The 20,107-nt window shown below is 66.7% G+C and carries 16 protein-coding genes; 6 read left to right on the forward strand and 10 right to left on the reverse strand.

Annotation, left to right across the window (positions count from 1 at the left end; genetic code table 11):
• The first annotated feature begins 173 nt into the window (after positions 1 to 173).
• Positions 174 to 2,027: a hypothetical protein gene (locus WT97_RS35210; RefSeq protein WP_082751449.1), complete on the forward strand. Its 1,854-nt coding sequence runs from the start codon at positions 174 to 176 to the stop codon at positions 2,025 to 2,027.
• Positions 2,028 to 2,329: 302 nt separating this feature from the next.
• Here the strand turns inward: WT97_RS35210 and WT97_RS19660 are convergent, their stop codons facing one another.
• From WT97_RS19660 to WT97_RS19670, 3 genes are all read right to left on the reverse strand, one after another.
• Positions 2,330 to 3,469 (reverse strand): acyltransferase, encoded by a 1,140-nt coding sequence (locus tag WT97_RS19660; RefSeq protein ID WP_060354186.1) that lies wholly within the window; start codon positions 3,467 to 3,469, stop codon positions 2,330 to 2,332.
• Positions 3,466 to 4,272, reverse strand: coding sequence for an OXA-1043 family class D beta-lactamase (gene blaOXA / locus WT97_RS19665; RefSeq protein WP_179949795.1), 807 nt, complete (start codon positions 4,270 to 4,272; stop codon positions 3,466 to 3,468). The genes WT97_RS19660 and blaOXA overlap by 4 nt, the downstream gene beginning before the upstream one ends.
• A 333-nt stretch (positions 4,273 to 4,605) precedes the next feature.
• On the reverse strand, positions 4,606 to 5,757 hold the full coding sequence (locus tag WT97_RS19670; protein ID WP_059501768.1) for a porin: 1,152 nt from the start codon (positions 5,755 to 5,757) through the stop codon (positions 4,606 to 4,608).
• 571 nt (positions 5,758 to 6,328) lie between these two features.
• On the opposite strand from WT97_RS19670, the gene WT97_RS19675 reads away from it, so the two are divergent.
• The 3 genes from WT97_RS19675 to WT97_RS19685 all read left to right on the forward strand — a co-directional run bounded on the left by WT97_RS19675 (position 6,329) and on the right by WT97_RS19685 (position 9,238).
• Positions 6,329 to 7,366 carry an ABC transporter substrate-binding protein gene (locus WT97_RS19675; protein WP_060354187.1) on the forward strand — a complete coding sequence of 346 codons (1,038 nt, stop codon included), beginning with the start codon at positions 6,329 to 6,331 and terminating at the stop codon, positions 7,364 to 7,366.
• Between the two features lie 70 nt (positions 7,367 to 7,436).
• Positions 7,437 to 8,402: a proline/glycine betaine ABC transporter permease gene (locus WT97_RS19680; protein WP_059795012.1), complete on the forward strand. Its 966-nt coding sequence runs from the start codon at positions 7,437 to 7,439 to the stop codon at positions 8,400 to 8,402.
• A gap of 14 nt (positions 8,403 to 8,416) precedes the next feature.
• On the forward strand, positions 8,417 to 9,238 hold the full coding sequence (locus tag WT97_RS19685) for a glycine betaine/L-proline ABC transporter ATP-binding protein (RefSeq protein ID WP_060354188.1): 822 nt from the start codon (positions 8,417 to 8,419) through the stop codon (positions 9,236 to 9,238).
• A gap of 159 nt (positions 9,239 to 9,397) precedes the next feature.
• On the opposite strand, the gene WT97_RS19690 is transcribed toward WT97_RS19685, so the two are convergent.
• From WT97_RS19690 to WT97_RS19715, 6 genes are all read right to left on the reverse strand, one after another.
• On the reverse strand, positions 9,398 to 9,985 hold the full coding sequence (locus WT97_RS19690) for a class I SAM-dependent methyltransferase (RefSeq protein ID WP_060354189.1): 588 nt from the start codon (positions 9,983 to 9,985) through the stop codon (positions 9,398 to 9,400).
• 104 nt (positions 9,986 to 10,089) lie between these two features.
• Complete coding sequence (locus tag WT97_RS19695; RefSeq protein WP_060354190.1) at positions 10,090 to 11,757, reverse strand: GMC family oxidoreductase; 1,668 nt, start codon at positions 11,755 to 11,757, stop codon at positions 10,090 to 10,092.
• Positions 11,758 to 11,773: 16 nt separating this feature from the next.
• On the reverse strand, positions 11,774 to 12,991 hold the full coding sequence (locus tag WT97_RS19700; RefSeq protein ID WP_059501781.1) for a mandelate racemase/muconate lactonizing enzyme family protein: 1,218 nt from the start codon (positions 12,989 to 12,991) through the stop codon (positions 11,774 to 11,776).
• Positions 12,988 to 14,313 carry an MFS transporter gene (locus WT97_RS19705; RefSeq protein WP_179949796.1) on the reverse strand — a complete coding sequence of 442 codons (1,326 nt, stop codon included), beginning with the start codon at positions 14,311 to 14,313 and terminating at the stop codon, positions 12,988 to 12,990. Before WT97_RS19705 ends, WT97_RS19700 begins: the two co-directional genes overlap by 4 nt.
• A gap of 111 nt (positions 14,314 to 14,424) precedes the next feature.
• Positions 14,425 to 15,849: an aldehyde dehydrogenase gene (aldA, locus tag WT97_RS19710; protein WP_060354191.1), complete on the reverse strand. Its 1,425-nt coding sequence runs from the start codon at positions 15,847 to 15,849 to the stop codon at positions 14,425 to 14,427.
• Positions 15,850 to 16,166: 317 nt separating this feature from the next.
• Positions 16,167 to 17,105, reverse strand: a complete 939-nt coding sequence (locus WT97_RS19715; RefSeq protein WP_059501785.1) for a LysR substrate-binding domain-containing protein — start codon at positions 17,103 to 17,105, stop codon at positions 16,167 to 16,169.
• Positions 17,106 to 17,334: 229 nt separating this feature from the next.
• Between WT97_RS19715 and WT97_RS19720 the strand changes: the two genes are divergently transcribed.
• Positions 17,335 to 18,240 carry a LysR substrate-binding domain-containing protein gene (locus tag WT97_RS19720; protein ID WP_060354192.1) on the forward strand — a complete coding sequence of 302 codons (906 nt, stop codon included), beginning with the start codon at positions 17,335 to 17,337 and terminating at the stop codon, positions 18,238 to 18,240.
• Positions 18,241 to 18,296: 56 nt separating this feature from the next.
• The gene (locus tag WT97_RS34965) at positions 18,297 to 18,503 is read left to right on the forward strand and encodes a hypothetical protein (RefSeq protein WP_257128532.1); all 207 of its coding nucleotides are present in this window, start codon (positions 18,297 to 18,299) and stop codon (positions 18,501 to 18,503) included.
• A gap of 128 nt (positions 18,504 to 18,631) precedes the next feature.
• On the opposite strand, the gene WT97_RS19730 is transcribed toward WT97_RS34965, so the two are convergent.
• Positions 18,632 to 20,005 (reverse strand): MFS transporter, encoded by a 1,374-nt coding sequence (locus WT97_RS19730; RefSeq protein ID WP_060354193.1) that lies wholly within the window; start codon positions 20,003 to 20,005, stop codon positions 18,632 to 18,634.
• Positions 20,006 to 20,107 lie beyond the last annotated feature (102 nt).

The following is a 20,107-nucleotide window of genomic DNA, read 5'->3' on the forward strand; positions in this document are numbered from 1 at the left end:
GCGGGCCAGAGCGAATTCCGCCGGGAGAGGCATTTTCTGGTGTTGGCGGTCGTTGATGTGTTTCGCAATGCTTATTTTGTAGTTGTGTGTTTGATGTTCGTTGTTTTTTAAACATGAAGATCAGGATGGCTATGAAAAAATATGCGCAAATCAAATCGCGATCGGATGATTTAATGTCGAACGGTCGCGCGTGGCGTTTGCCGGCCGCGCTCGTGTTGAGCGCTGTGCTGTCGAGCGCATGCGGTGGCGACGACGGTCCGTCGGCCTCGTCGGCCGCGCCGGTCGAAACGCCGACCAGCACGCCTACGCTCGCGGCCGACAAGCCGTACTTCGATCCGATCGCCTACGGCAACCGAGCCGACGATTCGATCGACGATACCAACGAAGACGGCGCGATAACCCATCACGTCGTGACACTCAACGGGACGCCAATCCAATACACTGCGACGGCGGGCCATCTCGTGACGACCGATCCCGATAGCTCGCAGCCAAACGCGAAAATCTTCTACGTCGCATACACCGCCGATGGCAAGGATGCGAACACGCGTCCAGTCACGTTCTTCTACAACGGCGGGCCGGGTTCCGCTGCGGTCTGGCTGTTGCTCGGCTCATATGCGCCGAAGCGAATCAAGACCTCGATGCCCGACTACACGCCGCCGGCGCCATACACGATCGAGACAAATCCCGACAGCCTGCTCGACAAGACCGATCTCGTGTTCATCAATCCGGTGGGGACCGGTTATTCGACGGCGATCGCACCGGCGAAAAACAGGAACTTCTGGGGTGTCGACCAGGATGCGTCTTCGCTGAAGCAGTTCATCAAGCGCTACCTGACCGCGAACCAGCGCTGGAACTCGCCGAAATTTCTTTACGGCGAGTCGTACGGTACACCGCGTACCGCCGTACTTGCGAATGCACTGCACAGCGACGGCGTCGATCTGAACGGGATCGTGCTGCAATCGTCGATTCTCGATTTCCGCCATGGCGACGATCCGGTTGGCCTGCTACCGACTTACGTCGCCGATGCGTGGTATCACAAGAAGTTCACCGCGCCGACCCAGGCGACGACGCTTGCCGGTGTGATGTCGGAGGCCGCGCAGTTCGCGTCGGGTGACTTCGCGACGCTGGCGAAAGACGCGATCGCCGCGAATGCGGCGGTGACGGCAACACGCTACGACCCGATCCTGTCTGCCGGTGTCGATGCGGCTTTCGCGGCGGCAGGCAGCCCGTCGTCGATGAAATGGACGGACATCATCGCGTACTTCGAGACGCAACCCAACGCAAGCGTGCTGCTACAGAAAACGCTGGCGTATTTCGATGCTGCCGACGCGGCGTCCAATCTCCCGGCGCCGAGCGATGCGGCCGTGCAACGCGTTGCGCAGTACATCGGCATCGACGAGACGCTGGTGCGGAAGGCAAAACTGCTCGTCGATACCGACACGTTCCAGCGCAACCTCGTGCCGGGACGCAGCGTCGGCGCATATGATGGCCGCGTGACGACGACCAACCTGGGGGTGGCGGCCGACGTCAGCCTGATCAACAACGACGCATTCGATCGCGCAACGAACGGCGTATACATCGCTGCCTGGAACGTCTATTTGAATCAGGAGCTGAAATACACGTCGAACTCCGCGTTCACCGGTATCACCAACGTGTCGTGGGACTGGACGCACAAGGACCCGACCGGCAAGACGTCGCGCGGCCGCGGCAATCTGAACACGGTCACCGATCTGGCCGCGATCATGGGGATCAATCCGGACCTGAAGGTGTTCCAGGCGAGCGGCTATTTCGATGACGTGACGCCGTGGTACCAGACCCGGATCGACTTGCAGAACATGCAGATCGACCCTGCACTGCGCAAGAATCTGCAGATCAACGAATATCCGTCCGGGCACATGATTTATCTCGATCCCGAATCGCGCACCGCGTTGCGCAGCGACCTGCTGAAGTTCTTCCAGGCGGTCGGTTCTGATCGGGCGGCGATGACGCGGATCCTGCGGTTGCAGAAGGCAGGTCGCGGGACCTGACGCGCGTCGGGACGGACGTCGGCACGACGAGGCCTGTCGTGTGATCGCGGGCCGGCAAACTGCGCAGTGCCCTTCGAGGCGCTTCCGGATCGTTGCGTCGGCTAGTCCCGCGACGCGTCGTCACGAACGGATCGCCGGGAAATCGCGATGAAACCGCGGCGATTCGCGCAAGGAACGCGTCGACTATCTGGCATGATCGACGCTTCGTAAGCGGCGCTTGCGGTCCGTTCGGCCGGTATCGTATTGGCGATACGGCAGAGCCGCGGCCGGGTTCCTCGGTGCCCGGCGACGCACGCGGAAAGCTAGACTCGCGTGCTGTTCGCCATCTGCACCGCAGGCCGCGACGCGATGCGCTTGATGAAGCGATCGAGCGGCGTCGCATAGGCTCGCGCGATGACTGCACTGAGTCCTGCTGAAAGCACGAGATACGCGACGAGCAGCGCCAGCTTGCCGTCGCCATGCGTGGCAGACGGCGCCCAGAACGTGCGCAGCGTGCCGAGCACGATCAGATGGAACAGGTACAGCTCGTAGCTGAGCCGGCCGCTCCAGCGCAGCGGCGCGAGCATATGGCCGTGAGCGGGCGTGCGTTGCGCATGCGCGCCGATCAGCAACACGGCCGTGCCGAGTGCCATCGCGGACACGCCGAACACATGGCTTTCGGCGATCGGCCATGCGAGATAGAGCGCCGTCATCGCCGTTGCCGTGAGCCATTGCACGGGCGTGGCCGCGAGCACCTGCCAGCGCGCGCGTTCGGCCAGCAGCGCGGTGCAGCAGCCGATTGCGATGCCGTCGAAGCAGGCGAAGTACGCGTACAGGAAGCCGCCTTCGTCGCCCGGATGCGTATAGCGGTACACGGGGCCGATCGCGGCAACCAGCAGCCAGAACGCGAACAGCAACGTGTCGCGGCGCAGTGCGATGCACAGCAACGGGAACGACAGGTAGAACACTTCTTCGACCGACAGCGACCACAGTACGCCGAGCGCGTAGTTGACCCATCCGTACGCGCCGATCAGCACGTTCATCCAGAACGTGAGCGACGCCAGGTTCACGAGCCAGTACGACACGGCGACGCCCCGCGGCGCATGGTTCGCGAAGATCGGCACGCCGGCCGCGGCCAGCCCGTTGACGAGCGCGAGCAGCAGAAGCAGGCACGGGACGATGCGCGCGATGCGCGACACGTAGAACGCGCGCACGTCGAGCGTGCCGAGGCTGCCCCAGCGGTGGCGCGCGTTCGACGTGATCAGGTAGCCCGAGATCGCGAAGAACATCGTCACGCCGTAATTGCCGTTGCGCACGATCGCATGGGCCGTGTCCCAGCCGAGCACGCGTGCGAGCGCGGTGTCGCGCAGCGGATACGCGATGTTGAAGTGATGCAGCAGGACGAGCAGGATCGATACGCCGCGCAGCAGGTCGATGCGGGCGTTGCGCGGGGCGGCGCTCATTGTGGCCGGGCCAGTTCGGCGAGCGCCGGCAGTGTCGCGAGAAACGTGTCGCGCGAGCGCAGGCCGGCATTCGGCGTGAGCGCCTGCTCATCCTGGATCAGGTTCGCGAACACCAGCGTGCGCGACCCCTTCGTCGCCCAGCCGACGAACCAGCCGTACGCGTGCGCGGCGTCGTACTCGAGGCCCGGCGATCCGGTGCCCGTCTTGCCGTGCACGGTCCAGCCGCCCGGCTGCACGTCGAGCAGCGTGATGCGTTCGGTCATGTCGTACGCGAGCGCGCTGACGGGCAGCGTGCGGCGGACGATCTTGCGCATGAACGCGACCTGTTCGAGCGGCGAGATCCGCAGCGACGAGTTGACCCACGCGCCCATCACGCCGGGAAGTTCGCCCTGCTTGCTGGTGACGTCGGCATTGCCGTAGCCGAACGCGCTCGTGTACTGCTGGAAGCGTGCCTGCCCGAGTGCCTGCGTGACCTGCTCCGAATACCAGAAGATCGACAGCTTCATCCAGCGCGCCGGATCGGTCGGCTCGCGCCACGGCGCACCGCCCCAGTCGGGGTAGCCGGCGTGGAAGTCGAGCGTGGGCGTGTGCTCGTCCTTCAGCACGCCGGCGTCGAAGCCCATCAGGCCGATTGCGACCTTGAACGTCGATGCGGGCGTCACGCGGGTCGTGCAATCGCCCTGCTGCACGAGCACGTTGCCGGTGGCGGCGTCGGCGACGACGGTGCAAACGGGATGGGCGCGAGAGGACGCGGCGGCCACGAGGCCGGCGAAGGCGAACAGCGCATGACGCCAATGCTTCAAGTGCAGCTCCTTGGAAAGCGTGCGGAAGGGGTACGGGGCGGTCGGGAAGCGGAAGGCCGTGCCCAATCGAAGCGACGGTCGGCATTCGATGACGAGGTCGATCGCCGCCGTCGGGGTGGCTCACAGTGTATCGGGGGATCGCCGGCTGTCGACCTGTCATGGTTGACGGGGGCACGTGTGCGGCTTTCACCGGTTCCGGCGGTTCATGTCGTTCACGCACCCATTGCCGGGCCGATGAAAAAGCCCGCCGGCAGACCTGTGCCTGCGGGCGGGCGAAGACACCTCGCGCAGACGGGCGCGGGTATCGCGTGAAGAACGGAGAACGGGCTTGCGTCAGAACTTGTGGCGCAGCGCGAGCCGTACGGCCACCTGGTTCGACGTCGACGACGGCGCGTCCGTGCCGGGGATGAATGCGTTGTCGAGGATCGAGTTCGTCCGGTCGCCGGCGATGTGCTGGTACGCGGCCTGCACGTACACGTCGGTGCGCTTCGACAGGTTGTAGTCGGCCATCAGTCCGACCGAATGGATCTTCGGCTTCGCGTCGCCGCTCGATGCGTCGTACTTCTCGAGCGACAGCACGTACTGCGCGCCGACCATGAACGCCGGTGTGATCTGGTACGAACCGTTTACCTCGAAGTTCTGGTACTTGATCGCGCTGACCGTCGCCCCCGGCGCGATGATCGCGCCCGGCGTGCCCAGGTAGCCGTTACCGGTCGGGTTCTTGTAGTTCGAGTTCGTGTACGCGAAGCCGACCGTCGCCGGCCCGAACGTGTAGTTGATGCCCGCGCCGAACACGCGCATGCGCTCGGCGATGTAGCTCGCGTCGTTCGCGGTGATCGCGCCGGCCGAGCCGTTGCCCGGATGGTTCGCCTGCAGGTACGCGGCGCCGATCAGCAGCCCGCTGTTCTGGTACTGCGCGCCGAAGCTGTACGCGCGGTTGTCGGAGAAACCGGTGCTGTTGCTGAAGCTGTATGCGCCGCCGAACTGGAAGCCGCCAAAATTCGGGCTCGCGTATTTCACCGTGTTGTCGAGGCGGAACGAGTTGTCGGTGTTGTCGTTGTCGAACGGGTGCGCGAGCAGGTAGCCGCCCCAGTTGCCGTTGGCGGTGGTCGGCGCGAGATAGTCGACGACGGAGTCGTACTGGCGGCCGAACGTCAGCGTGCCGTACTGCGCCTGGCTCAGGCCGACGTACGCCTGGCGGCCGAACATGCGGCCGCCCTGGCCGAGCCGGCCGCTGTTCACGTCGAAGCCGTTTTCGAGCTGGAAGATCGCCTTCATGCCGCCGCCGAGATCCTCGCTGCCCTTCAGGCCCCAGCGGCTGCCCTGCGCGTAGCCGCTGGCCATTTCGTAGACGTGGCCGGTGCCGACGTTGTTCGTGTAGTTCAGGCCTTCGTCGATCACGCCGTACAGCGTGACGCTGCTTTGCGCGAACGCGGGCACGGCGAAGGTTGCCGTTACGGCGAGCGCCGTCAGGGTCTTTTTCATTGATGAGATCTCCGGGATATCCAGCTTGTATCGGTTGTCGTGAGCGCGTCCGGCAAGGCGCGCCCCGTCATCCGGGGCGATCCGGCGCAGCGCGTGCGGCGCCGGATCGCGCAACGCGCGGCGGCGCGGCACCCGGCAACGTCGGGTCGTGTCTCCTCCGATGACACCGCGCATTCTTCCGAAGCCGAAACGGAATCGAAAGCGAGTAATTTCGATGGATGGGATCGGGTTCGCCAATGGGGGCGCGACGGGCGGTTTCGACCGTGGAAACGGGCGGCGCGGCGTCACGATTCGATGTCGGCCGGGCAACGGCGAGCGGCGCGCAATGCCGCCCGAGCCGGGCCGTGGCCGCACCACCGGAAAACGTTGGGAGGCCCGCCGCACGGGCCTCGCAGCGTGTCGGGCGATCGATTGGCGCTGCCGATTGCAATGATCGGAATTACTCGTTTCCCTAAACAAATTGGCGGCTCAAACATGCAGGCTGACCGGGCGTGGATGCGTTCGCGATGCGCCGGTCGCCGCGCCTGCCGCGACGCACAAACAATCAGATCAGATTTGGAGACGACCCACCATGCAGATTCGACGACTGAAAACGGCCCTTCTCGCCGCCGCGGCGATCCTGTCCGCGCCCGCGGCCCATGCGGCCGGCGGCGCGTGCACCGACGGCAAGACGGTCCATTTCGCGGGCATCACGTGGGAGAGCGGATCGTTCGCGACCGAGGTGCTGCGGCAGATCATGGAGAAGGGATACGGCTGCAAGACGGACGTCGTGCCGGGCAGCACGGCCGCCACCGAAACGGCGCTCGCACGCAACGACCTGCAGATCTGGGCCGAGCAGTGGACGGGCCGCAGCGAGATTACCGCGAAGGCGGTCGCGTCGGGCGCCGTGAAGCTGATCGGCGACACGCTGCCAGGCGGCACGACGGAAGGCTGGTTCGTGCCCGACTACGTGGTGAAGGGCGATCCGGCGCGCCACATCAAGGCGGTCGCGCCGGGGCTCGTGTCGGTCGACGATCTGCCGAAGTACAAGCAGGTATTCGCCGACGAGGAGGAGCCGGACAAGGGCCGCTTCCTGAATTGCCCGACCGGCTGGGATTGCGAGCGCGTGAACACGCGCCTGCTGCGTGTGCTGAAGCTCGACCAGTCCTATACGAACTTCCATCCGGGCACGGGTGCGGCGCTGGATGCGGCGATCGCGTCCGCGTACCAGCGCGGCGCGCCGATCGTGTTCTATTACTGGGGCCCGGCCGCGCTGATGGCGAAGTACAAGTTCACCGCGCTGAAGATGCCGGCCTATAACGAAGCATGCTGGAAGACGTTGCGCGACGAGAGCAGCACGCACCAGTGCGCGTCGTCGTACATGGTGTCGCGGCTGACGGTCGGCGTGTCGAAGCCGTTCGCCGATGCGAACCCCGATCTCGTCGGCGTATTCGGCAAGGTGCGTTTTCCGATGGACTTCCTGAACCAGACGATCCTCGAGATGACGACGAAGAAGATCGACGGCGCGGCGATGGCCACGCAGTTCCTGAAGACCCGCCCGGACATGTGGAAGCAGTGGGTGCCGGCCGACGTCGCGCAGAAGATCGCCGGCAGCCTGAAGGGCGCGTAACCTGCGCGCGGCGACGGGCTCGCGCTTGCCGCCGCCGTCACGCGCCTTCGCGGCGCGACGGAGAATCAACATGGACGGTTTCTTTCTGCACCTGTCGATCGCCGACTGGGTCAACAGCGCGCTCGAGACGTTCGTCGCGCAATACGGCGACGGCTTCCATCGTTTCAGCGCGCTGGTCCTGCGCTACCTGCTCGTGCCGCTCGAAGGCGCGTTGCGCGCGGCGCCGCCGTGGCTCGTGCTGCTGGTCGTCGGCGCGATCGCGTGGAACGCCACGCGCCGCATCGGGCTCGGCGCACTCTTCATGCTGCTGCTCTATGCGATCGGCTGCTTCGGCCTGTGGGACAAGCTGATGCAGACGCTCGCGCTGATGCTCGTCGCGACGGTGCTGTCGGTCGCGGTCGGCGTGCCGGTCGGCATCGTCGCGTCGCGCAGCGCGTGGCTGCGCCGGATGCTGCTGCCGGTGCTCGACGTGATGCAGACGCTGCCGAGCTTCGTGTACTTGATTCCGGTGCTGATGCTGTTCGGTCTCGGCAAGGTGCCCGCGATCCTCGCGACGATCATCTACGCGCTGCCGCCGCTGATTCGCCTGACCGATCTCGGCATCCGCCAAGTCGATTCGGACGTGACGGAAGCCGCGCGCGCGTTCGGCACCACGCGCTGGCAACTGCTCGTGAACGTGCAGTTGCCGCTGGCGCGGCCGAGCATCATGGCCGGCATCAACCAGACGACGATGATGGCGCTGTCGATGGTCGTGATCGCATCGATGATCGGCTCGCGCGGGCTCGGCGAGGACGTGCTCGCCGGCATCCAGACGCTCGACGTCGGCAAGGGTACGCAGGCCGGCCTCGCGATCGTGATTCTCGCGATCGTGATCGACCGGATCAGCCAGGGCTTCGGCCAGGAGCGTCGCGCCCGGCGGCGGCTCGCGCAGCAGCGCCGGCAGCGGGGCGCGTCGCGCGTGCCGTACCGGCTGCCGGGCAAGGCGCCGGCCGCCGGCGTCGATTCGAATCAGGCGGCGCAATCGTCGCGCGCATAGGAACGGAGGCGAACATGGCGACCATCGACGTCAAACACGTGTACAAGCTGTTCGGGCCGCCGGCCGCGCACGCGCGCGTGCTCGACCTGCTGCGGGCCGGCAAGCGCAAGGCCGAGGTGCTGGCCGAAACGGGCTGCAACGTCGGGCTCAACGACGTGAGCCTCGGTATCGAGTCGGGCGAGATCTTCGTGATCATGGGGTTGTCGGGTTCCGGGAAGTCGACGCTCGTGCGGCACTTCAACCGGCTGATCGAGCCGACCGCCGGCGAGATCGTCATCGACGGCCGCGACGTGATCAAGCTCGACGCGCACGGGCTGCGCGAGTTGCGCCGCTACAAGGTCAGCATGGTGTTCCAGAATTTCGGGCTGCTGCCGCACCAGACGGTGCTCGACAACGCCGCGTATGCGTTGCGCACGCGCGGCGAGAAGCGGCACGACGCGGCCGACGCGGCGCGCAACTGGCTGACGAAGGTCGGGCTGGACGGCTACGGCGACCATTATCCGGACGAGCTGTCGGGCGGAATGCGCCAGCGCGTCGGGCTGGCGCGCGCGCTGGCGGCCGACACCGACGTGCTGCTGATGGACGAGGCGTTTTCCGCGCTCGATCCGCTGATCCGCACCGAGATGCAGGATCAGTTGCTCGAACTGCAGGCGACGCTCGCGAAGACCATCGTGTTCATCACGCACGATCTCGACGAGGCGTTGCGCATCGGCGACCGGATCGCGATCCTGCGCGACGGCACGCTCGTGCAGGTCGGGACGCCGGACGACATCCTGTCGCGGCCGGCGGACGAGTATGTGAGACGGTTCGTGGAGAAGCGCACGAGCATGGCTTGAGCGGCCGGATCGCAGCGTGAATGAAAAACGGCGTATCGCGATGAGCGGTGCGCCGTTTTTTACAGGGTTCCGCCGACGGAATTCGTGCGACGAGCGGGCGCTTCCGGTCAGTTGCCGATGCAGCGGAGTCGTCGGCACGTGTCTTCACGTCGCGCACCCCTACTTGGTGCCAAGCACACAGGCAAGCGGATGCGACGCCGTGCCGTTGCGCTGCACGACGACCGACACGAAGCCCGCGTCGCTCATCAGCCGCGCGAGCTTGTCGGGCCGATGGGCATCGTAGGGCGCGCGGTCGATGTCGCGGACGGTGATCGCGACGATCCCGCCGCGGCGGACGACGCGCCGCAATTCGCCCAGGCCGTGTGCAGGCGCGGGCCAGAAGTAGATGCAGTTGATCGAGAACGCCTTGTCGAACGCGTCGTCCGGGAACGGCAGCGCGTCGACGGAGCCAAGCGAGAGGCTCACGCGCCCTTGATCGATGGGTGCGCGGTTCAAGCGCTTCGCGGCGGCCAGCATGGTCAGCGAGTGATCGACGCCGGCCACGTGGCAGGACGGCGCCGCTTCGGTCGCGAGCCGGATCGCGTCGCCGGGGCCGAACCCGACTTCGAGTACCCGGTCGCTGTCGCCGATCGCCAGCAGCGACAGGGTCCACACGTTGTCCAGCCGGTTGTGCCGGCGCATGATGCGGCCGGCGATGCGCCCGGCGAGGCCGCGCGGCCGACCGGGTTGCCCGAGATGAGTCGCCATGATGTGCTCTCCTTTCCGGCCCGGGCGAGCAAGCGGCGTGCCGCCGGCAGGGCCGCCGCGGCAGCCGGGGAGAGCAGGGAGCCGCGCGGGCCTCGTTCGCGGGATCAGGGCGCGACGGTTTCCCGTTCGCCTTCGCGCGCGCCGGTCGTCTCGCCGCGCCGCGCGTCGGCCAGAATCAGGTCGGCCGCTTTCTCCGCGACCATCATCGTCGGCGCGTTGATGTTGCCCGACGTGATGTTCGGAAACACCGACGCATCGACGATCCGCAGCGCCTGCAGCCCGTGCACGCGCAGCGACGCATCGACGACGGATGTCGCCGCATCGGGACCCATCGCGCACGAGCCGCACAGGTGGTAGATCGAGCCCGACTGCTCGCGGAAGTATTGCAGCATCGCTTCATCGGAATCGACTTGCGGGCCCGGCGAGATTTCCTCGACGGTCATCGATTTCAACGCCGGCGCGCGCATCAGCGCACGGATCAGCTTGCTGCCCTGCACGGCTTCGTCGAGATCCTTCTGCGTGGTCAGCGCGTTGATGTGGATCCTCGCGGCATCCTCCGCGCGGTTCGACGCGATCTCGATCGTGCCGCGGCTCGTCGGCCGGCACGGGTTGAACGCGATCAGGAAGCCCGAATACGGCTCGGGCTTGATGCTCGCGCGCTCGCTCTTCGGGATCCGGTACGACAGCGGGTTGAAGTAGAGCTGCAGGTTCGGTTCGTGCGCGTCGTCCGACCCGCGGAAGAAGCCGCCGGCCTGGTTCACGCTCATCGCGAGCGGGCCGCGCTTCGTCAGCAGGTAGCGCAGCCCGATCTTCATCTTGCCGAGCAGCGTGCCCATCTCGTCGTTCAGCGTCGGCCGGTTCGCCTTGAAGTAGAAGCTCACGCACAGGTGATCCTGCAGGTTGCGGCCGACGGCCGGCAGCGCATGCACGAGCGGCACGCGCCGGCGCGCGAGCAGCGCCGGATCGCCAACGCCCGACAGTTGCAACAGCTTCGGCGTATCGACCGCGCCGGCGGCGAGAATCACCTCGCGCGCGGCGACGAGCGTTTCGTCGCCGTGCTCGCCCGCGACGACCACGCCGGTTGCACGCGTGCCGTCGAACGTCACGCGCCGCACGAGCACGCCGGCACGCAGCGTGAGATTCGCACGGCCCAGCGCGGGCCGCAGGTACGCGAAGCTGCTCGAACAGCGTTCGCCGTGCTTCGTGTTGAGGTCGTAGATGCCCGCGCCTTCGAACTGCGCGCCGTTGAAATCGTCGGTGCGCGGCAGGTTCAGCTGCCCGCAGCCCTTCAGGAACTCGTGGACGATCGGATGCACGTCGGCCTTCATCGACGTGATGTGGATCGGCCCCGTCGCGCCGTGATGTTGCGGATCGGTCGTGCCGGCCGCGTGGGTTTCGAGCTTGCGGAAGTACGGCAGCACGTCGTCGTACGCCCAGCCCGGATTGCCGGCCCTCGCCCAGTCGTCGTAGTCGCTGCGCTGGCCGCGCACGTAGACCATCGCGTTGATCGAGCCCGATCCGCCGACCACCTTGCCGCGCGGGCAGTACAGCTTGCGGTCGGCGAGCTGCGCTTCGGGCTCGCTGTAGTACATCCAGTTGTAGCGGCGGTTGTAGTAGGTCTTCGTGAAGCCGACCGGTACCTTGAACCAGAACGACGCGTCGCGCTCGCCCGCTTCGAGCAGCAGCACCGAGTGCCGGCCCGATTCGCTCAGGCGATTCGCGAGGATGCAGCCGGCCGAGCCCGCGCCGACGATGATGTAGTCGTAGGTCATGTCGTTTCCTCTGCGCTCAGCCCTTCGCCGGGGCGAGGTCCTTCACGTCGACGGGCTTCTCCCCCATCTGCAGGTGCAGTCGCTCGCCCGTGTACGGCGTGTGGCGCTTCACGACGTCCATGTTCAGTTCGATGCCGAGGCCCGGCTCGTTCGACGGAACGATGTAGCCGTCTTCCCAGCGGATCGGCGTCTTCACGACTTCCGAATGGAAACCGCCCCACGTCATGATGCTTTCCTGGATCAGGAAGTTCGGCGTGCAGGTCGCGAGCTGGATGCTTGCGGCCGCCCCCACCGGCCCGTTGTACAGGTGCGGCGCGATCTGCGCGTAGTGCACTTCCGCGAGCGTCGCGATCTTCTTCGCTTCGAGCAGGCCGCCCACGCGCGCGACGTTCAGTTGCAGGATCGATGCGCCGCCCGCCTGCAGCAGCTTGTGGAATTCGTACTTGGTCGTCAGGCGCTCGCCGGTCGCGATCGGAATCGACGTGTGCTTCGCGACTTCGGCGATCGCTTCTTCCTGCCCGGGCGGCACGGGCTCCTCGAACCACAACGGGTCGTACTTTTCGAGCCGCTTCGCGAGCCGGATCGCCGACGACGGCACCATCTGCCCATGCGTGCCGAACAGCAGGTCGGCCTTGCTGCCGACGGCTTCGCGTACGCGCCGGCAGAACAGTTCGCAGCGGTCGAGGACTTCGAGCGACAGCTGGTGGCCGGAATAGGCGGTGTACGGGCCGGCCGGATCGAACTTGACGGCCGTGAAGCCGTGCTTCACGTTCTCGGCGGCGCATTCGGCGGCAAGGTCGGGATCGTCGTAGTCGTATTCGCCGCGCGCGTTCTTCGGATACAGATACGTGTACGAGCGCAGCCGTTCGTGGATCCTGCCGCCGAGCAGTTCGTACACGGGCTTGCCGGCTGCCTTGCCGACGATGTCCCAGCACGCCATTTCGAGGCCGCTGACCACGCCCATCATCGTCAGGTCCGGCCGCTGCGTGAAGCCGCTCGAATACGCGTGGCGGAACAGCCGCTCGACGTGGTGCGGGTCGTGGTTCAGCAGGTAGCGGTCGAACACGTCGTCGATGATCGGGCCCATCGCCTTCGGGTGGAACGTCGCCGAATAGATCTCGCCGACGCCTTCGATGCCGTCGTCGGTCTTCAGTTTCACGAAGATCCAGTACATGCCGCCGATGTGCGGCGGCGGCACGGCGACGATATGGGTTTCGAGCGAGACGATCTTCATGCGGACTCCTGAATGCGGTTGAGGCGGATTTTGAGGAACGCGGCGGCGCTCGCTCCGCAGAGCGCCACGGCCGCGATATAGCCGAAATAGAGCTGGTAGCCGTGCGCGCCCGGCCAGGTCTGCGTCACGTAGCCGTTGATCAGCGGCACGAACACGTCGGGCGAATAGCCGAGTACCGAGATCAGGCCGATCGCGAGGCCCGCGCAGTGCGTCGGCACCTTGCAGTCGTCGAGCAGCGACCAGTACAGGCCTCGGATCGCGTAAGTGAGGATGCCGATGAACAGCACGAGCACGACGAGCATCGCCTGCGGGCTGTGCGCGGGCGCCGCGATCAGCCCGACCAGCGACAGCGCGGCGAGCACGAGCGCCCAGAACAGCACGGACACTTTCGACACGCGGTCGCCGAGGAAGCCGCCGCCGATGCCGCCGACGGGGCGCATCCACAGCTTGAGCGTCGTGATGAAGCCGGCCGCCGTCGCGCTGAGCCCGAAATTGCCTTCGTGCAGGTACGCCGAGAAGCTGTAGGTCGCCCAGAACACCTGGTAGCCGCAGAACACGATCGCGGCGACGAGCCACAGCTCGGGGATCGCCGCGAGCGTTTTCAGGTCGCTCAGGACGTTGCCCTTGGCGGCGCGCTTGATGGCGGCCGCACGGTCGTCGGTGCGCGCCGGATCCTTCACCAGCGCGAGCACCACGCCGAGCCCGATGCAGCAGAACGCGTACAGGTGCACCACGAGCTTGAGGCCGGCCGCATCGGTGCCGCCGTGCGTGTGCGTCACGTAGGCGAACAGCGTGATCGCGATCGTCGCGAGCAGCGCCTCGACGAGCCCGCGGCCGCCGTCGAGCAACCCGAAGAAGCGGCCCTGTTCGTCGCGGCCCGCGATCATGTTCACGCGCTTGATCACGGCCGCCCAGAACGTGAGGCCGGTCGTCAGCCCCCAGCCCGCGAAGATCGCCACGAGCGTATTGAACGACGGCCCGGTCGCGTAGATCAGCCCGAGCGCGCCCGTCGCGAGCAGCGAGAAGCAGATCAGCCAGCGCGGCGACAGCCGGTCGGCGAGCCAGCCGCTCGGCAGGTAGCTGACGAGAAAGATCGTGCCGAGCGACGAGTACAGGTAGCCGAGCTGCACGTCGTCGATCCGGAAGAACTGCAGCATCGTCGGCTGATACACCTGCCGCAGATACAGCATTGGATAGATCGCGCCCGCGGCAATCACGAGCAGCAGCAGTTGCAGGTAGCGTTGCGAGCGCGAATGTTGTGACGCGTGGGCGTCGTCGTGCAACGCGAGCGACGCGGCAGGCGTCGACGGTTGGGTCGGCATGATGTCTTCCTCCATCAGACTTCCGCGGTTCGGAGGTCTGCAGATTTGTTTTGTGTCGGATCGGATCAGGGGCGGTGCGCGCGCCGGCGACGGTGCGCCGGCGCGGCGGCGTCAATACTTCATGACGACGAGGCGCGTCTGCGTGAATTCGAGCATGCCGTGCTTGCCGTCGTCGCCGCCGAGGCCCGAGCGCTTCCAGCCGGCATGGAAGCCCTGATACGGATCGGCCGGCGTGCGGTTCACGTACAGCTCGCCCGCCTCGATCGCGTTCGCGACGGTCATCGCGGTGCGATAGCGCTCGGTGTAGAGCACCGACGACAGGCCGAACTGGTGATCGTTCGCGAAGCCGATGGCCTCGTCGAGCGTCGTGTAGCGCAGCACCGGCATGACCGGGCCGAAGGTTTCCTCCTGCACGATCTCCATGTCCTGCCGGCAGTTCGTCAGCAGCGTGGCCGGGTAGAAGAAACCGGGCCCGTCGGGGATCGTGCCGCCGGTTTCGAGCGTCGCACCTGCCGCGACCGCGCGTTCGACCATCCCGTGGATGTGCGCGCGCGCTGCCGCACTGACGAGCGGGCCCATCCGCGTGGCGTCTTGCGCGCGGTCGCCGCTGCGCACGGCGGCCATCTTCTCCTTCAGCAACGCGACGAAGCGGTCGTGCACGCTGTCGTGCACGTACACGCGTTCGATCGCCGTGCACAGCTGGCCGCAATGCGTCGTCTTCGATGCGACGAGCGCGGCGGCCGCGCGTTCGAGATCGGCATCGGGCTCGATGATCGCGGGCGTCTTGCCGCCGAGTTCGAGCGACGGCTTCGCGATGTTCGCCTTGCAGTAGTCGAGCACCTTGCGGCCCGCGTTCACGCTGCCGGTCAGCGTGATCATCCCGACCGCCGGATGCGTGCACAGCGCTTCGGCCGTCGCATGGTCCATCGTCAGGATGTTGACGACGCCCGGCGGGAAGCCGGCCTCGTCGACGGCCTTCGCGATCTCGAACGCCGACACCGGCGTGTGATTGCTCGGCCGCACGACCACGGTGTTGCCGGCGATCAGCGCGGGCGCGACCTTGCGCAGCAGCGTGTACACGGGATAGTTGAACGGAATCAGGCACGCGACGACGCCGATCGGCTCGCGCTGCAGGAACAGGTTCTCGTCGGGCGTATCGCTCGGAATGATCTCGCCCTCGATCCGGCGTGCCCACTCGGCGTGGTAACGCGTGATCTGCCCGGCGTAGACGGCTTCGTTCGATGCGTCCTCGACGCTCTTGCCGGATTCCTGTGCGAGCGCCGCGCCGATTTCGGGCGCGCGCGCGGTCAGCGCGTCGGCGAAGCGGTGCAGGTACGCGGCGCGCTCGGCGCTCGGCAGCGTGCGCCACGCCCTTTGCGCGGCGGCTGCGGCGTCGACGGCGGCGAGCGCGTCGGCCGGCGTCGCGGCCGGCACGCGCGCGAACGGCGCTTCGGTGGCGGGATTGTGGACGACGATGAACGTGTCGCTTTCCGGGGCGACGAAACGGCCGTTCACGTAGTTGCGTTCGGTGCGCATGAAGTGACTCCTCCGATGGATGCCGGCGGATCGCTTCGGGTGGCGACACGCGTGGCACGGGACGGAGTCATTCTGTTCATGCGTTTAGCGCACGACAAACGACTTATTTTTGCGTCGACCATGAGAAAAACGCACGTTACTCGGCGAATCGGCCGGAATCGCCCGTCGGGCAAGGCGATGACGGCTGGCGCGATGCGTGGCGCGGGCGTGGGCCTTCGGGTATTTTCCGACTGGTCCGAATGCGGACGGGCTCGGGAGCCGGTAAGGTGTCGCCCGCGGAGGCGGAGGCGGAGGGCGGACCGCGGCTCGGGCCGATCTCAGGCCAGCGGCACTTGCGGCAGCGGCGACGACGGTTCGAGGTGGCGTTTCGCGAGCCACACTTCCTGCTGCAGCCAGTCGCGGAACTGCACGATGTGCGGCAGATTCGTCTGCTCGGGTCGCGTGACGAACCAGTACGACTGGTGGCCGTCGACGTGCACGTTGAGCACCTGCATCAACTGCCCGGCCGCGAGTTCGCGCGCGACCATGTGACGGTCGGCGATGGTGATCCCGAGGCCGTCGATCGCCGCGCGGATCGCATGGTCGAGCAGGTCGAATTCGTAGCCGCCGCGCGTGTCGACGTCGGCGATGCCGGCGGCCTTCAGCCAGTGCTGCCAGGTCAGGTAGCGCTGGTCGTCGGTCGCGAGCACGTGCAGCAGCGTGAAGCGATTCAGGTCGATCGGCGCGCCTTCCTGCCGCAGCCGCGCATACAGCGCGGGCGCACAGACGGCGATATGCTGCTCCTGCATCAGCAGTGCGTTGTCGAAGCCGTCCCATTCGCCGTCGCCGAACCGGATCGCGCAGTCGAGCACGCGGGATTCGCCGAGGCTGTCGTGGATGCGCGTCGTGAGGCTCAGCTCGAACTCGGGATGCGCATCGCGCAGCCGGCCGAGGCGCGGCATCAGCCAGCGCGCGGCGAAGGTGGGCGGCACGTTCGCGCGCAGACGGTTCAGGTGGGTTTTTTCCTGCAGGCTGCGCACCGTCAACTCGATCTTGTCGAACGATTGCTGCAGCGCGCGCAGCAGCACGCGGCCGGCCGCCGTCAGTTCGAGCTGGTGATGGCGGCGCTCGAGCAGGGTTTCGCCGAGCTGGCCTTCGAGCTGGCGGACCTGCCGGCTCACCGCGCTCTGCGTCACGTTGAGCAGTTCGGCCGCGCGCGTGAAGCTGCCGGTGCGGCCGGCCATCTCGAAGGCTTTCAGCGCATTCAGCGCCGGCATCTTGCGTCTCACGGGGCAATGTCGTGTTTGGTGCGGGATGCTTATTGTAGGCGGGAGCCCGGCACGGCGGGGCGATGAATGACGGGGTGAAAGGCGCCGGGCCTCGGGGTTTTCACGGCATGACGGCCGGCGCGCTTTTCTGCGATAAAGCTGCCCGCGGAATGGCCGGCGGCGCCGGCCGGCAACCATACGAACGATACAAACGATACGAACGAAGGGGACACACATCATGCGACGCCTGCCATCGTTGATCGCGCTGCGATTTTTCGAGGAGACCGCGCGTCACCTGAGCTTCAATCGCGCGGCGGTGTCGCTGTGCGTGACGCAAGGCGCGGTGAGCCGGCAGATCCGGCTGCTCGAGGAAGCGCTCGGCGCACGCCTGTTCGAGCGCGATCACAAGGGCGTGCGCTTGACCGATGCCGGCCAGCGGTTGCTGCCGTTCATCGGGCAGGCGTTCGACACGATCGAGCGCGGCGTCGGCGAAATCGTCGCGACGCGGCCGGGCGCGAAGCGGCGCCTGACGATATCGCTGCCGCCGACGTTCGCCACGCAGTGGTTCTCGCCGCGGCTCGGCACGCTCGCGGAGGCGCTGCCCGACGTCGAGCTGTCGATTCGCACCGAGCCGGCCGACGATTGCGATTGTCATGTCCGCTTCGGGCGTGCGGCGCGGTCGGGCATGCATTCGGAGCTGCTGATGATGGAGCGGCATGCGCTGGTCGGCGCGCCGCGCTACCGAGGCGACGCGCTCGATGCGCTGCTCGGCCGGCTGCCGTCGCTGCACGTGCTGCACGAGGGCCGGCGCCTGACGCTGTGGGCCGACTGGTGCGAGCAGGCCGGCATCGCGCCCGAACGAATCGGCGACGGCATCGAGTTCTCGACGCTCGAACAGGCGATCCGGGCGGCGCGCAAGGGCGCTGGGCTTGCCGTGGTCGATCTCACGATGATCGAGGAGGAGATCGCCGAAGGCAGCCTCGTGCGGCTGTCGCCGGTGCAGCCGATCGGGCCGTTCGGCTATTGGCTCGATATCGCGCCGGAGAGCGTCGCGGTCGAGCCGGTGATCGCGTTTGCCGCGTGGCTGCGGGAGCAGGCGGCAAGGAAGGGGGAGGGGACGACGTCGCCGTTGAGACGCAGCTGACGGGCGGGTGAAAGGTTGACGACGGATATCCGGTTTTCGGATCGAATCAACCTCGGATGAGTGACGGCGAAGGTCAGCCTGCCCGAACTATCGAGATAAGCCTGAACATCCGAATCGGCCGGTGCGCCACAGCCCACGGCGTGCGGCATCGCGGATACGGCAATTTTCAGATCGTCTATCGGGTCAAAGGCGATCCCCCCGTGCAGATCGACGCGCTTCACGTGCTGCACGGCGCGCGGGACTGCACGAGCATTCTGTTCTGAGCCGAGCGGCGGTTTCCAGCTTTTTCGTCAGTGGCAAAGTACGCGTTACAAACGAAGAACCCGGCCATGGCCGGGTTCTTCGTTGCATGCGCGATGCCGCGCCTCCTGCCGTCGGCGTGTCGCTCGCCTCAATGCCCCGCCGCCTCCTCCAGCGTCAGATGCTTGGTCTCCGGCGCCCACGCGATCGACACGATCATCCCGACCAGCAGCACACCGGCCAGCGCGAACATCGTCGCGTGAAAGCCGAGCGTCGCGATGCCGACCGGCAGCAGGAACGTGCCGATCGCCGAACCGAGCCGGCTGCATGCGATCGCGAGGCCCACGCCGCTCGCACGCACCTCGGTCGGGAAGCACTCGGGCGGAAACACACCGACGAGATTGCTGAACGCCGACATCGTCAGCGTGAAGATCGCGAACGCGACGATCATCGCGACGGCCGCCGACGACGGCAGCACCGCCAGCGCGACGAGCGACGCGCACGTCACCGCGAACGAGCCGATCAGGAAGCCGCGGCGCGACAACCGGATCGTCAGCCAGATCCCGATCAGCGCGCCGAGCACGAGGAAGCCGTTCAGCAGGAGATCGGCGCCGAAACCTTCGGCGAGACCGATCGTCTTCAGGATCGTCGGCAGGAACGTGTAGATCGCGAAGTACGGAATCACGAGACACACGAAGAACGCGCAGTTGAAGACCGTCCGGCGGATCAGGTCGCGCCGGAACAAGCGCGCAAAGCCCGTATTCGCATGCGGTTCGGCCGAGCCGCCGAGCATCACGTGCGGCCCGAAATGCTTCGCGACGATCGCGCGCGCCTCGCGCTCGCGGCCCTTGCCGAGCAGCCAGCGCGGCGATTCCGGCGTGCCGATGCGCAGCACCAGCACGACCAGCGCAGGCAGCGCGGCCGACGCGAGCAGCCAGCGCCATGCATCGGGCGCGGCATCGCTGTACGCGAGGCCGAGCACGTTCGCGGCGACATAGCCGATCGTCCAGATCACGCTGAACGAACCGAGCAACGCGCCGCGATGCTTGCGCGGCGAAAATTCGGCGAGAATCGCGTGGCCGACCGTGAAGTCGCCGCCCATCCCGAAGCCGATCAGCACGCGCAGCACGCACAGTTCGAGCGGCGAGCTCACGAAGAACTGCGCAAACGCAGCCGCGGTGATGATCACGAAGCTCGTCAGGAAGATCTTCTGCCGGCCCATCCGGTCGGACAGCCAGCCGAATACGAGGCTGCCGAAGAAGATGCCGATCAGTGCGGAGCTGCCGATCATCCCCATCCAGAACGCGTCGATCGGCATCTGCTTGCCGAGCGCGGCGAGCGCATAGCCGATCGTGCCGAGCGTGTAGCCCTCGGTGAAATGCGCGCCGAACGTCAGGCCGGCGATCTTCACGTGGAAGCGGTTGAGCGGCACGTCGTCGAGCGCGATGGGGCGGTGCGGCACATCGGCGCCGCGCGACAGTGGCAGCGCGCGTGCGGTGCCGGATTGAACGTTGGCTTGATTCAAGCAGCCTCCTGGATTGTTATGTGTGTCGTCGCAAGCGGTGCGCGACGAACCGACGTCGTCGCGCGACCGTGCGGCGCGAGCCGTCCGCCGGGCGGCGGCCGG

This window comes from Burkholderia sp. MSMB1459WGS (assembly GCF_001534535.1).
Lineage (GTDB): Bacteria > Pseudomonadota > Gammaproteobacteria > Burkholderiales > Burkholderiaceae > Burkholderia.